Genomic DNA, 14,140 nt, shown 5'->3' with positions numbered 1-14,140 from the left:
ACGGGCGGAATCGAGTTCCGCGCCCATCCAGCGAGGGAAGAGGGCCACGTGTCTGCAATCAACAGCTTCGGCGCGAAGGACACACTCCGCGTCGGGGACACCGACTACGAGATCTACCGCATCGACACCGTGGCGGGCCACGAGCGTCTCCCGTTCAGCCTCAAGGTGCTGCTGGAGAACCTGCTCCGCACCGAGGACGGGAAGAACGTCACCGGCAGCCAGATCAGCGCCCTCGGCGACTGGGCGCCCGAGGCCGAGCCCGACACCGAGATCCAGTTCACGCCCGCCCGCGTCGTGATGCAGGACTTCACCGGCGTGCCCTGCATCGTCGACCTCGCCACCATGCGCGAGGCGGTCGGCGAGCTCGGCGGCGATCCCACGAGGATCAACCCGCTGGCGCCCGCCGAGCTCGTCATCGACCACTCGGTCATCGCGGACCTCTTCGGCTCCGAGGACGCGCTCGAGCGCAACGTCGACATCGAGTACGAGCGCAACGGCGAGCGGTACCAGTTCCTCCGCTGGGGCCAGACGGCGTTCGAGGACTTCAAGGTCGTCCCGCCCGGCACCGGCATCGTCCACCAGGTCAACATCGAGCACCTCGCCCGCGTCACCATGACGCGCGAGGTGGGCGGCGTCCTGCAGGCCTACCCCGACACCTGCGTCGGCACCGACTCGCACACCACCATGGTGAACGGACTCGGCGTCCTCGGCTGGGGCGTCGGCGGCATCGAGGCGGAGGCGGCCATGCTCGGCCAGCCCGTGTCGATGCTCATCCCCAAGGTCGTCGGCTTCAAGCTCGCGGGCGAGATCCCCACGGGCGTCACCGCGACCGACGTGGTGCTCACCATCACGCAGATGCTGCGCAAGCACGGCGTCGTCGGCAAGTTCGTGGAGTTCTACGGCACCGGCGTCGGCGCCGTCCCGCTCGCGAACCGCGCCACCATCGGCAACATGAGCCCCGAGTTCGGCTCGACCGCCGCGGTGTTCCCCATCGACGACGTCACCCTCGAGTACCTGCGCCTCACCGGCCGCAGCGAGGAGCAGGTCGCGCTGGTCGAGGCGTACGCGAAGGAGCAGGGCCTCTGGCACGACGCCGACGTGGAGCCCGCGTTCAGCGAGTACCTGGAGCTCGACCTCTCCACGGTCGTCCCCTCCATCGCCGGCCCCAAGCGCCCGCAGGACCGCATCGAGCTGACCGACGCGAAGTCGCAGTTCGAGCGCGACCTCAACGACTACGCGCAGACGGACCACGACATCGTCGACCTCGCGAGCGCCATGAGCTTCCCGGCGTCCGACCCGGGGGAGCTGCAGCCGGAGGACGAGCACTCGATGCACGCGACGCACCACGCGTCGCAGAGCCCCGCCTCGGTCACGAAGCCCACGCGCGTCACGCTCGACGACGGGCGCGACTTCACGCTCGACCACGGCGCGGTCGCCATCGCGGCCATCACGTCCTGCACCAACACGTCCAACCCGTCGGTCATGCTCGCGGCCGGGCTGCTCGCCCGCAACGCCAGCAAGAAGGGCCTGAAGGCCAAGCCGTGGGTGAAGACCACGCTCGCGCCCGGGTCGAAGGTCGTCACCGACTACTACGAGAAGTCCGGGCTCACGACCTACCTCGAGGACCTCGGCTTCTACACGGTCGGCTACGGCTGCACCACCTGCATCGGCAACTCCGGCCCGCTGCTCGACGAGATCTCCGCCGCGGTGCAGGACAACGACCTCGCCGTCACGGCCGTCCTCTCGGGCAACCGCAACTTCGAGGGCCGCATCAACCCCGACGTGAAGATGAACTACCTCGCGAGCCCGCCGCTGGTGATCGCGTACGCGCTGGCCGGGTCGATGAACTTCGACTTCGACACCGACGCGCTCGGCACCGACGCCGACGGCAACGACGTGTTCCTCAAGGACATCTGGCCCGACGCCGACGAGGTCCAGTCGACCATCGACAGCTCCATCGACACCGGGATGTTCACGCACCAGTACGCCGGCGTCTTCGACGGCGACGAGCGCTGGCGCTCGCTCCCGACGCCCACGGGCGCGACGTTCGAGTGGGACGCCGAGTCGACCTACGTGCGGAAGCCCCCGTACTTCGAGGGCATGACGATGGAGACCACGCCGGTCTCGGACATCGCCGGTGCACGCGTCCTCGCGAAGCTCGGCGACTCGGTCACGACCGACCACATCAGCCCCGCCGGGTCCATCAAGGCGGACAGCCCCGCGGGCCACTACCTCGAGGAGCACGGCGTCGGGCGCAAGGACTACAACTCCTACGGCTCGCGTCGCGGCAACCACGAGGTCATGATCCGCGGCACGTTCGCGAACATCCGCCTGCGCAACCAGCTGCTCGACGGCGTCGAGGGCGGCTACACGCGCGACTTCACGCAGCCCGACGGCCCGCAGTCGTTCATCTACGACGCGGCGCAGAACTACCAGGCGGCGGGCACCCCGCTCGTCATCCTGGGCGGCAAGGAGTACGGCTCCGGCTCGTCGCGCGACTGGGCGGCCAAGGGCACGAGCCTGCTGGGCGTCAAGGCGGTCATCACCGAGAGCTTCGAGCGCATCCACCGCTCGAACCTCATCGGCATGGGCGTCGTCCCGCTGCAGTTCCCCGCGGGGGAGACCTGGGACACGCTCGGGCTCGACGGCACCGAGGAGATCAGCATCACGGGACTCGAGGAGCTGAACTCGGGCACCACGCCCCGCACGGTGCGCGTCGTCGCGGCGCCCACCTCCGACTCGCCCGCGGGCAAGGAGACGGTGGAGTTCGACGCGGTCGTGCGCATCGACACCCCCGGCGAGGCGGACTACTACCGCAACGGCGGCATCCTGCAGTACGTGCTGCGCAGCCTGGTCGCGTAACAGCAGGCTGAGGAGGCCGGGCGGCGACGCCCGGCCTCCTTCGTGCATGCAGGGCCCTGCGTACACTCGATGAGGCGGACGTCGCGACATGGCGTCCGATGGAAGGCGGTCAGCATGGGAATCCTCGAGACGATCACGGGACCCCGGGACCTCGACCGGCTGAGCCCCGAGCAGATGCTCGAGCTCGCCGTGGAGATCCGGCAGTTCCTCGTCGCGGAGGTCTCCAAGACGGGCGGCCACCTGGGGCCGAACCTCGGCGTCGTCGAGACGACGCTCGCGATCCACCGGGTGTTCGACTCGCCCAAGGATCCCATCGTCTTCGACACCGGCCACCAGTCCTACGTCCACAAGCTCCTGACGGGCCGCCAGGACTTCTCGCGACTGCGCGAGTCGGGCGGCATCGCGGGCTACCCGCAGCGCGCGGAGTCCGAGCACGACATCGTCGAGAGCTCGCACGCGTCGAGCTCGCTCAGCTGGGCCGACGGCATCTCGCGCGCCTTCGAGATCACCGGGCAGATCGACCGCCATGTGGTCGCGGTGGTGGGCGACGGCGCGCTCACCGGCGGCATGACGTGGGAGGCGCTCAACAACATCTCCGACGACAACACGCGGAAGCTCATCATCGTCGTCAACGACAACGGCCGCTCCTACGCGCCGACCATCGGCGGCATGGCCCGGTTCCTCAACACCGTGCGCACGCGCCGCACCTACCGCGGGCTCTACGAGACGAGCCAGCGGGTCTTCGGCGTGTTCGGGGCGCCCGGCGACAGCCTCTACCGCGGCCTCCGCGGCGGGCTGCACGGGTTCCTCACCCGCGTGACGGACAACGAGGCGCTGTACTCGAACCTCGACATCAAGTACCTGGGTCCCATCGACGGGCACGACCAGGCGGCCATGGAGGAGGCGCTCCGGCAGGCGCGCGACTACGGCGCACCCGTCATCGTGCACGCCATCACGGAGAAGGGGCGCGGATACGAGCCCGCCCGTCGCGACGTGGCCGACCAGTTCCACGCGGTGGGGCAGATCGACCCCGAGACGGGCGAGCCCATCGATCCCTCGCAGGCCGTGAGCTGGACGAGCGTGTTCGCCGACGAGATCCTGGCCCTCGCCGACGAGGACCCGCGCATCGTCGGGATCACCGCCGCCATGCTCCGTCCCGTGGGCCTCCACCGCTTCGCCGAGAAGCACCCCGACCGCGTGCACGACGTCGGCATCGCGGAGCAGCACGCCGTCACGAGCGCCGCCGGCCTCGCGTACGGCGGCCTGCACCCCGTCGTCGCGCTCTACGCCACCTTCGTCAACCGCGCGTTCGACCAGGTGCTCATGGACGTCGCGCTGCACCGCGCCGGCGTGACCTTCGTGCTCGACCGCGCGGGCGTCACCGGGCCGGACGGTCCCAGCCACCACGGCATGTGGGACCTCGCGCTGCTGCAGATCGTGCCGCACATCCGGCTGAGCGCCCCGCGCGACGCCACGCGGCTCCGCGAGGAGCTGGGCGAGGCCGTGAAGGTCGACGACGCGCCCACCGTGGTGCGCTTCTCCAAGGGCAGCGTCGGCGACGAGATCGAGGCGATCCGCCGGCTCCCCGACGGCGTGGACGTGCTGTACGAGTCCTCGTCCGAGGACGTGCTCATCGTCACCGTGGGGCCCATGGCGACCATGGGCATCGAGGTCGCCGAGCGCCTCGCCGCGCAGGGCATCGGCGCCACCGTGGTCGACCCGCGCTGGGTCGTGCCCGTCCCGCGGAGCGTCGTCGAGCTCGGCCGCAGACACCGGCTCGTGGTGACCATCGAGGACGGCGTCGTGGTCGGCGGCATCGGCACGCGGATCCGCCAGGACCTCCGCGAGGCCGGCATCGACACGGGCGTGACCGAGCTGGGCCTCCCGGACGAGTTCCTCGACCACGGCACCCGCTCGGAGATCCTCGAGCGCGTGGGGCTCACGCCGCAGCACATCGCGCGCGACGTCGTCGCGCAGGTGCTCGGAAGCCGTGTGCCCGCCGCCCGGCCGCTGCCCGAGGACGGGGAGCGCGTGTCCATCGCGCGCGAGGACGACGAGCAGGCCTGACCGCCCGCGCACGCGAGAGGGCCCGGCCGATGCGGCCGGGCCCTCTCGCGTGCGGTCGCTACGCCACGCCGCGGATGGGCGGGTGGTGGAACGTGTCGCCGAACGCCCGCTCGCTCGCGCCGACGCGGTCGAGGTAGGGCGTGAGGCCGCCCATCTGGAACGGGTAGCCGGCGCCGAGGATGAGGCACAGGTCGATGTCCTCGGCCGCGTGCACCACGTCGTCGTCGAGCATGCGGTGCACCTCGTCGGCGAGCCCGGTCTCCACGCGCGCGCGGATCTCCTCGGCCGTCATGGGCGAGTCGCCGCCCTTCACGATGCGCACGGCCTCCTTGTCGAAGCCCGTGGCCCGTCCCTTGGCGTCCCGCGCGTAGATGCGGCCGAGCTCGGCGAGACGGTGCAGGTTGGGGCTCTCGAAGAAGCGGTCCGGGAAGGCGGCGTGGTGGGTGTCGAGCACGTGCGCGCCGACCTTGAGGCCGACCAGCTCGAGCAGCTCGAACGGCGTCATCGGCAGGCCGAACGGCGCGAGCGACCGGTCGACGACCTCGAACGGCGTGCCCGTGTCCACCGCGTGCATGGCCTCGCCGAGCACCTTGGCGAGGATCCGGTTCACCACGAAGCCCGGGGTGTCCCGGGTGATGACCGCGTTCTTCTTGAGCTTCCGCGCCACCTGCATCGCCGTCGAGAGCGTCTCGTCGGTCGTCTGCGGGGTGCGCACGACCTCGATCAGCGGCATGACGGCCACCGGGTTGAAGAAGTGGAAGCCGACGACCCGCTCGGGGTGCGCCAGGCGCTCGGCGATCCGCTCGACCGAGAGGCTCGACGTGTTGGTGGCGAGGATCGCCGTCTCGGACACGTGCTGCTCGATCTCGGCGAACACCGCCTGCTTCACGCCCAGCTCCTCGAACACGGCCTCGATGACCCAGTCCGCGTCGGCGAAGTCGGCCTTGTCGGTCGTGCCCGTGACGAGCGCCGTGAGCCGGTTCGCCTCGTCGGGGGAGATGCGCCCCTTCTCGGCGAGCTTCCGGATCTCGCCGTGGATGCCCGCGACGCCCGCGTCGACGCGCGCCCGGTCGAGGTCGGTGATGATCACGGGCACCTGCAGGCGACGGACGAACAGCAGCGCGAACTGCGACGCCATGAGGCCGGCGCCGACGACGCCTACCTTGGTGACCGGGCGGGCGAGCTCCTTGTCGGGGGCTCCCGCGGGCCGCTTGGCGCGCTTCTGGACGAGGTCGAACGCGTAGATGCTGGCGCGGAACTGGTCGCCCGAGATGAGGTCGGCGAGGGCCTCGTCCTCGGCGGCGAAGCCCTCCTCGCGGGTGCTCCGCTTGGCGGCCTGCAGCAGGTCGAGGGCGCGGTACGGCGACTGCGCGACCGTGCCGATGCGCTGCTCGAGCGACCTCCGCGCGATGCCGATCGCGACGTCCCACTTGGCGATGCGCTCCAGTCGTCCGGGGGCGTTCGGCCGCTTCACCTCGATCGCGCCGGAGAGGACGCCGTCGGCCCAGCGGATCGACTGCTCGAGGAACGACGCCGACGGGAAGGACGCGTCGGCGATGCCGAGCTCCATCACGTCCGCCGCCTTCATGGTGCGGTTGTTCTTCAGCGGGTTCTCGATGATCACCTTGAGGGCGTTCTCGATCCCGATCAGGTTCGGCAACAGCCAGGCGCCGCCCCAGCCGGGGATGATCCCGAGGAAGACCTCGGGCAGCGCCACGGCCGGCACGGACGCGTCGACCGTGCGGTAGTCGGAGTTGAGGCCGATCTCGAGACCGCCGCCGAGCGCGAGCCCGTTGATGAAGGTGAACGACGGCACGCCCAGCCGGTGCAGCCGGCCGAGGGTGTCGTGGCCGAGCTGCGCCATCTGGCGGCCGACCTCGCGGCTCGGGATCTCGCCGACCTTGCTGAGGTCGGCGCCCGCGGCGAGGATGAACGGCTTGCCGGTGAGGGCGACGCCGCGGATCTCCCCGGCGGCGGCCCGGACGGCCAGCCCGTCGAGCGCGTCCGCGAGCTCGAGGAGCGTGGCGGGACCCAGGGTCGACGGGCGGGTGTGGTCGCGGCCGTTGTCGAGCGTGACGAGCGCCAGCACGCCGCCCGAGGGCAGCGGCACGTCGCGGACGTGCGAGTGCGTGACGACCTCGTCGGGATCGAGCGCCACGAGCTCCCGGAAGCGGCTGGTGTCGGTCACTTGTTCCTCTTCTTCCTCTTGCCGGTGAAGTGCGGGTTCTCCCAGATGACGCTGCCGCCCTGGCCGAGGCCGACGCACATCGCCGTGAGGCCGTAGCGGACCTCGGGGTGCTGCTCGAACTGGCGCGCGAGCTGGTTCATGAGCCGGACGCCGCTGGAGGCCAGCGGGTGGCCGACGGCGATCGCGCCGCCGTACTCGTTGACGCGCGGATCGGCGTCGTCGAGACGGAAGTGATCGAGGAGGCTGAGCACCTGGATCGCGAACGCCTCGTTCAGCTCGAAGAGGCCGATGTCGTCGATCGTGAGCCCGGCCTTCCGCAGCGCCTTCTCGGTGCTCGGGACCGGGCCGATGCCCATGATCTCGGGCTCGACCCCCGCGAACGCGAAGGACACCAGGGTCATCTTGGGGGCGAGGCCGAGCTCCTTGACGGCGTCGCCGCTCGCGAGCAGGGCGGCGGTCGCGCCGTCGTTGAGGCCCGACGAGTTGCCGGCCGTGACGCGGCCGTGCGGGCGGAACGGGGTGCGGAGGCCGGCAAGGCCCTCGAGGGTGGTCTCCGGCCGCATCGCCTCGTCGCGGGTCGCGAGGCCCCAGCCCTCCTCGGACCGGGTGGCGACGGGGACGAGGTCCGGCTGGATGTGGCCGGCGGCGTACGCGAGCGCCGTCTTCTGCTGGCTGGCGAGCGCGTAGCGGTCGGCGCGCTCGCGGGTGAGCGTCGGGAAGCGGTCGTGGATGCGCTCGGCGGTGCGTCCCATGTTGAGGGCGTCCTCGCTCACGAGTCGCTCCGCGAGGAATCTTGGGTTCGGGTCCGCGTCGAAGCCCATGGGGTGACGGCCCATGTGCTCGACGCCGCCCGCGATCGCGAGGTCGTAGGCGCCGAACGCGATGCCGCCCGCGGTCGCCGTGACGCTCGTCATGGCGCCCGCGCACATGCGGTCGATGGCGAAGCCGGGGACGGAGCGGGGGAGCCCCGCGAGGAGCGCGGCGGTGCGGCCGAGGGTGAGACCCTGGTCGCCCGTCTGCGTGGTGGCCGCGATGGCGACCTCGTCGATCCGGTCCTTCGGCACCTGCGGGTTCCGCTCCAGCAGCCCGATCATGGCCTTGACGACGAGGTCGTCGGCCCGGGTCCGCCAGTACATGCCCTTCTCGCCCGCTCGTCCGAACGGGGTGCGGACCCCGTCCACGAAATAGACTTCGGCTCTCTCGACCACTGACGCCTCCTCGCATCGATTTCCCCCACCCTAGGGAGGGGCCGATGGGAGGCCGAATCCGTTGACTGTTCCTACGAGGCCCCGTCGTCGGACGCGTCGTCGTCTTGGTCCGCATCCACAAAGGCCGCGGCCACCGGAGCGGCCGTCGCCTCGATCTGCCACGGGCGGGCGCCCCAGGACGCGAGCGCCGCGGCGACCGCCTCGGGCGCGAGGTCGGCGGGCGGCGTCCACGCGACGCGGCGCAGGACCTCGGGGGTGAGCAGGTTCTCCTGCGGCACGGCCATGGAGGTGGCGACCTCCTGGACGGCGACGCGGGCGCGCTTCAGGCGGCGGTCCGCGGCGGGGTCCCTGTCCGCCCACGCCTTGGCCGGCGGCATGGTCTCGCCCGTGCCGCGCAGCTGCGGGAACTCCGTGGCCGCGAGGCCCCGCTCGACGGCGGCCCACCAGCGGTCGATCTCGCTGCGGCTCGCCCGACCCGAGAACTCGCGGACGGCGGCGAGGTCGCGCTTGGTCTGGGGGAGGACGCGGGCGACCGCGACGAGCGAGCCGTCGGGGACGAGGCGACCGGGGCTCGTGTCGACCTCGCGCGCGTAGGCGTCGCGCGCTTCCCACAGCTCCTTGGCGACGGCGAGGTTGCGGCCGCCGCGGACGCCGTGCAGCCCGCTGAGGCGACGCCACGGCTCGATGCGGGCGGGCTTCGCCTCCTTCGCGATGGTGGCGGCGAACTCCTGCTCCGCGATGGCGGTCTTGCCCTGCTCCTCGAGCCGGCGGGCGATCTCGTCGCGCACGTCGACGAGGAGCTCGACGTCCAGGGCGGCGTAGACGAGCCAGGCGCGGGGGAGCGGACGGGTCGACCAGTCGGCGGCGGAATGCTCCTTCGCCAGGTGGATCCCCAGCAGCTCCTCCACCACGGTGCCGAGGCCGACGCGCGGCAGCCCGAGGAGACGCGACGCGAGCTCGGTGTCGAAGATCCGCTGCGGGTCGAGGCCCACCTCGCGGAGGCAGGCGAGGTCCTGGCTCGCCGCGTGCAGGACCCATTCCACGTCCCGGATGACCGCGTCGAGCTCGGAGAAGTCGCCCACGGCGGGCGGGTCGAAGAGGAAGGTGCCGGCGCCGCGGCGGAACACCTGGATCAGGTAGGCGCGCTGGCTGTAGCGGAACCCGGAGGCGCGCTCGGCGTCGACGGCGATGGGGCCCGTCCCGGCCGCGATGGCCTCGACCGCGCGGAGGTAGTCCTCGCGCGTGTCGATGACGGCGAGGTCGCCCGTGGCCGTGACCTCGCGGAGGGGCGCCCGCGCGGGGGCGTCGGCGTCGGCGTCGGCCGGCTGCTCCACGGGTCGCCCGGCGGGCTCGGCGGCGGGGGAGGACCGGCGCCCGGATCGCGAGGATCCGCGTCGTCCGCCCTCGAGGGCCGGAGCGTCGGCGTCGGCGTCGGGACGGTCGGCAACCGGTGCGGGCGTGAGCGCCTCCTCGGCCGGCTCCCGCTGGGTCCGGGTGCGGGCGACGACCGCGTCCGTGGCGGTCGAGCCCGGGACGTCGGAGAACAGCGACGCGCCCATGGCGGGACGGCTCAGCGGGGCCGCGGGAGGCGGCGGGGTGGCGGTGTCGGGGTCGGGGATGTCGGACGGGGCGTTCACGTCCGGGTGCGTCGCGCTGATAGCAGTGTCACTCCTTCGCCCGCGGGAGGCAGCCCGGCGAGCATGCACAGTAGTTCCCCCCAGCCTTCCACATGGGCGGTCACGTCGGCGTCCGCGGGGGTCCACGAGGCGCGGAGCTCGATCTTCGCGCCGCTGCCCTGACGGGCCAGCTCGCCGTAGCCGGTGCTGATGATGCGGGTCGCCGTGCCCGAGGGCGCCGAGTAGCGCGCGCCGCGGGAGGCGAGTCCGTCGACGAGCCACGACCACGCGACGTCGGCGAGGAACGGATCCGTGCCCATGTCGGTCTCGAGCGGCGCCTGCGCGAAGCAGACGATGCGGAAGGCACCGCCCCAGGCGTCCGGCTCCTCGGGATCGTGCAGGAGGATGAAGCGGCCCGTGCCGAGCTCGGAGTCCGCGGCGTGGCCCGACGGGGACACGTCGGCCGCGAGGGCCACGGCGTACGGGGCCAGGCTGCTCGACGGCGAGGGGATCTCCGTCAGCACGAGCTCCGACCGCGTCGTCGCGCGGCGCAGGGCGTCGAGCGCCGCGCGGAACTCGGGCGGATCCTCGGGACTGTCACGGGTCTCTACCACGTCTGCAGACTAGGGTCCGCCGCGCCCGGGTCCGGGAGCCACGCCGCGACGCCGGACCCGCCCCGCAGCGGCGATGGCCGCGCGACCACGGGGATCAGCCCCGGTCGACTGCCCAGCGGGCGTAGGTGCGGTGGTCGTCGTCGACGAGCAGCTGCTCCAGGCGCAGGGCCGCGTGCACGCCGACGCCGGCGGGGACCAGCGGCGTGAGCGGGGTGACGAGCTCGGGCGACGTCGTGAGGCACAGCTCGTCCACGCGACCCGCGGCGAGGAGCGCGGCGGCGAGCGCCGGCCCGCCCTCGCACACGATGCTCGTGAGGCCGCGGCCGCGTAGCGCGTCGACCACGTCGTCGCCGCCGAGACGGCCGTCGGCCGCCGCACCGAGCGGGACGGGCACGATCTCCGCGGGGACGCCGCCGAGGGTCGCGACGGCCCGGTCGCGCGCCTCGGGCGGGCAGAGCACGAGGAGGCGTCCCTCGGCGGCGTCGGCGTCGAACCGGTGCCCGTCGAGGTCGCCCGTCGAGGTCGCCACGGCCAGCGGCGTCCGGCGGGGCAGGACGTACCGCTCGGCGCGCACCGTGCCCGCGCCGACGAGGACGACGTCGGCGAGCTCCCGGATGACCCCGAGGATCCGCCGGTCGACGACGCTGCTGAGGTTGTCGGAGGATCCGTCGGCGCCGACGACGCTCCCGTCGACGGAGGCCACGAAGTTGAGCCGCACGTGGTCGGGAGAGGGCGGACGGTACAGGTCCTCGAGCCAGGCGCGGGTGCCGTCGTCCTCCAGCCCCCGCGAGGCGGCGGTGCCGCCGGCTCCTGCGACGGGGAGGACCCGCGTGATCCTCATCCCGCGAGCCGCTCGCGCACCTGGCGCTTCACGCGCCCGAGCATCGCCGTCATCCCGCGCATGCGCAGCGGCGAGACCGCGGCGTCGAGCCCGATGGTGGACGGGTAGTCGTCCGGCACGGCGAGCACCTCGTCGGCCGCCAGCCCGTCGAGCCCCTGGGCGAGGATCGACGCGAAGCCGCGGCTCGTGGGCGCCTCGGCCGGCGCCTGCGCGTGGACGTGGACGCCGCCGTCGACGACGTCCACGAACATGAACACGGGCGACTGGCACTCCTCGACGCGCTCGAGGAGATCCGGATGCTCGGCGTAGTGCGCGGGCAGCGCCGGGAGCTCGTTGCTGAAGTCGAGCAGGAGCAGCAGCCGGTCGCGCTGCCCGAGCGCGAGGAAGTCGTCGCGGATCTCGGCGAGCGCCGCGGGCAGCGCGGGGGAGCCGGTCATCGGGAGGGCAGCTCCCCGGGCTCGGCGCCCTGCACGATGGGCACGCGCACGGCGGAGCCCCACTCGGTCCAGGAGCCGTCGTAGTTGCGGACGCCCTCGAAGCCGAGCAGGTGCGTGAGCACGAACCAGGTGTGGCTGGAGCGCTCGCCGATGCGGCAGAGCACCACGACGTCGTCGCCGTCGCCGAGGCCTGCGCCCTCGCGGTACACCGCGTCGAGCTCGGCCCGGCTCCTGAACGAGCCGTCCTCGGCCGCGGCCTTGGCCCACGGCACGTTGCGCGACGTGGGGATGTGGCCCGCGCGGAGCGCGCCCTCCTCGGGGTACGCGGGCGCCGTGGTGCGCTGGCCCGTGTACTCCTCGGGGCTGCGGACGTCGATCAGCGGGTTGCCGAGGTGCGCGAGGACGTCGTCCTTGAAGGCACGGATCTCCTCGTCGCGGCGCTCGACGACCGGGTACTCGACGGGGGCGACCGCGGGCTGGTCGGTCGTCGTCGGGCGGCCCTCGGCGATCCACTTGTCGCGGCCGCCGTCGAGGAGGCGGACGTCCTCGTGGCCGAAGAGCGTGAACACCCACAGGGCGTACGCGGCCCACCAGTTGCTCTTGTCGCCGTAGATGACGACCGTGCTGTCGCGCGCGATGCCGCGCTCGGACATGAGCTGGGCGAAGCGCTCGCCGTCGACGTAGTCGCGCTGCACGGGGTCGTTGAGGTCGGTGTGCCAGTCGAGCTTGACCGCGCCGGGGATGTGGCCGGTCTCGTACAGCAGCACGTCCTCGTCGGACTCCACGACCACGAGGCCGGGCGTGAGGGCGCCGTCCTGGAGGCGCTCCTCGAGCCAGTCGCCGCTGACGAGGCGCTCCGGGTGGGCGTACTCGGCGAACCTGGGGGTGGTGTCCGGCTCGACGGCCATGGGGCTCTCCTGATCTCGCGGCCGCGGGGGCCGCGCTCGGTGGGACGCGGTTTAGTCTGGGGTGTCGCGCGGGCGCCGAGGGCGCCGCGTCGACCACCCTCAACGGTAACGGTTCGCGATGCGCGGGACCTTCCCATGACAGCCGGAGACCCACCTGTGACGAACGCCGAGACCGGATCGCGGAGCCACGACGCGGAGGGCACCGCGCCGGGCGCGCTGGTCGGCCGCTCGCCGAGCATCTCGGGCGAGGAGATCGCCGCGCACCTGGTGCCGCCGCGCCAGTTCGACGAGGCGCGGTTCGACACCTACCGGCCCGATCCCGAGTACGACACGCAGGCGCAGGCGGTCGAGGTGCTCCGCGCGTTCTCCGGCGACCGCCAGGCCTCCCGCGGCGGCCTCTTCTCCCGCCGGAAGGCGCCTGCCGCGAAGCCCGGCGTCTACCTCGACGGCGGGTTCGGCGTCGGCAAGACCCACCTGCTCGCGTCCCTCTGGCACGCCATGCCGGGACCGAAGTACTTCGGCACCTTCATCGAGTACACGGCGCTGGTGGGCGCCCTCGGCTACCAGGGCGCCGTCGGGATCCTCCGGGGAGCGACGCTCGTGGCCATCGACGAGTTCGAGCTCGACGACCCGGGCGACACCATGATGATGACGCGCCTGCTCTCCGACCTGGTCGCCGACGGCACCCGGATCGCCGCGACGAGCAACACCCCGCCGAACGCGCTGGGGGAGGGGCGGTTCGCCGCGGCCGACTTCCTCCGCGAGATCCAGGCCATGAGCGACCGCTTCGACACGATCCGCATCGACGGCCTCGACTACCGCCGCCGCGCCTTCGAGGGCCACGCGATCACGGTGGACGCGGGCGCGCTCGACGCGCGCGCCGACGCCGCGCAGGCCGGCGGCCGGTCGGTGACGGTCGACGGCTTCCCGGAGCTCGTCGCGCACCTCTCCCGGCTGCACCCCTCCAAGTACGTCAAGGTCATCGAGGGCGTCGACGTCATCGCGCTCCGCGACGTGACGCAGCTGCAGGGCCAGACCGACGCGCTCCGCTTCGTCGCGTTCGTCGACCGCGTGTACGACGCGCAGATCCCGCTGCTCGCCTCGGGCACCCCGTTCGACGAGGCGTTCTCCGCGGAGATGCTCGCCGGCGGCTACCGCAAGAAGTACCTGCGCGCGATCTCGCGGCTCATCTCCCTCACCGCGGCGGGGCGCGAGCTCTAGCCCATCGCGCTCCGTCCGACCTGGACGGGAGTCGATCGGGAGCGCCCCCGAGGCGCGCGGAAACACGATGTTCACACGGCCGGCACCCGTGTAACGCGCCCGAAACACGTCCGGCGAGCCGGCGAAACCTCGCCCCCGGACACTGGACGCGTACCCGGCACACGGCTCGCGCCGAACC

Annotated in this window: 10 protein-coding genes; 3 read left to right on the top strand and 7 right to left on the bottom strand. The window is 72.5% G+C overall.

The features are described from left to right. Nucleotides 1–48 precede the first annotated feature (48 nt). Both acnA and dxs read left to right on the top strand, forming a co-directional pair. Complete coding sequence (gene acnA / locus QFZ62_RS01940; protein WP_307501095.1) at nucleotides 49–2,862, top strand: aconitate hydratase AcnA; 2,814 nt, start codon at nucleotides 49–51, stop codon at nucleotides 2,860–2,862. Between the two features lie 114 nt (nucleotides 2,863–2,976). Continuing rightward, nucleotides 2,977–4,929, top strand: a complete 1,953-nt coding sequence (dxs, locus tag QFZ62_RS01935; RefSeq protein WP_307501092.1) for a 1-deoxy-D-xylulose-5-phosphate synthase — start codon at nucleotides 2,977–2,979, stop codon at nucleotides 4,927–4,929. Nucleotides 4,930–4,987: 58 nt separating this feature from the next. Here dxs and QFZ62_RS01930 read toward each other — a convergent pair whose 3' ends face one another. The 7 genes from QFZ62_RS01930 to QFZ62_RS01900 all read right to left on the bottom strand — a co-directional run bounded on the left by QFZ62_RS01930 (nucleotide 4,988) and on the right by QFZ62_RS01900 (nucleotide 12,741). Further along, nucleotides 4,988–7,117 (bottom strand): 3-hydroxyacyl-CoA dehydrogenase NAD-binding domain-containing protein, encoded by a 2,130-nt coding sequence (locus QFZ62_RS01930; RefSeq protein ID WP_307501091.1) that lies wholly within the window; start codon nucleotides 7,115–7,117, stop codon nucleotides 4,988–4,990. Then, nucleotides 7,114–8,325 (bottom strand): thiolase family protein, encoded by a 1,212-nt coding sequence (locus tag QFZ62_RS01925; protein ID WP_307501089.1) that lies wholly within the window; start codon nucleotides 8,323–8,325, stop codon nucleotides 7,114–7,116. Before QFZ62_RS01925 ends, QFZ62_RS01930 begins: the two co-directional genes overlap by 4 nt. 71 nt (nucleotides 8,326–8,396) lie before the next feature. Continuing rightward, nucleotides 8,397–9,575: an HRDC domain-containing protein gene (locus QFZ62_RS01920; protein ID WP_307507657.1), complete on the bottom strand. Its 1,179-nt coding sequence runs from the start codon at nucleotides 9,573–9,575 to the stop codon at nucleotides 8,397–8,399. Nucleotides 9,576–9,958: 383 nt separating this feature from the next. Next, nucleotides 9,959–10,555, bottom strand: coding sequence for a DUF3000 domain-containing protein (locus QFZ62_RS01915; protein ID WP_307501086.1), 597 nt, complete (start codon nucleotides 10,553–10,555; stop codon nucleotides 9,959–9,961). Between the two features lie 94 nt (nucleotides 10,556–10,649). Further along, a complete protein-coding gene (locus QFZ62_RS01910) occupies nucleotides 10,650–11,396 on the bottom strand; it encodes a dihydrofolate reductase family protein (RefSeq protein ID WP_307501085.1) in 747 nt (248 codons plus the stop codon). Continuing rightward, complete coding sequence (locus tag QFZ62_RS01905) at nucleotides 11,393–11,833, bottom strand: SufE family protein (RefSeq protein ID WP_307501083.1); 441 nt, start codon at nucleotides 11,831–11,833, stop codon at nucleotides 11,393–11,395. Before QFZ62_RS01905 ends, QFZ62_RS01910 begins: the two co-directional genes overlap by 4 nt. Beyond that, entirely contained in the window at nucleotides 11,830–12,741 is a 912-nt protein-coding gene (locus QFZ62_RS01900) for a sulfurtransferase (protein ID WP_307501081.1), read from the bottom strand. Before QFZ62_RS01900 ends, QFZ62_RS01905 begins: the two co-directional genes overlap by 4 nt. A gap of 156 nt (nucleotides 12,742–12,897) precedes the next feature. Between QFZ62_RS01900 and zapE the strand changes: the two genes are divergently transcribed. Then, nucleotides 12,898–13,962: a cell division protein ZapE gene (zapE, locus tag QFZ62_RS01895; protein WP_307501078.1), complete on the top strand. Its 1,065-nt coding sequence runs from the start codon at nucleotides 12,898–12,900 to the stop codon at nucleotides 13,960–13,962. Nucleotides 13,963–14,140: the final 178 nt, after the last annotated feature.

This window comes from Clavibacter sp. B3I6 (genome assembly GCF_030816895.1).
GTDB lineage: Bacteria > Actinomycetota > Actinomycetes > Actinomycetales > Microbacteriaceae > Clavibacter.
The sequence above is the reverse complement of the archived record's forward strand: the minus strand, read 5'-3'. Positions and strand labels throughout refer to the sequence as shown.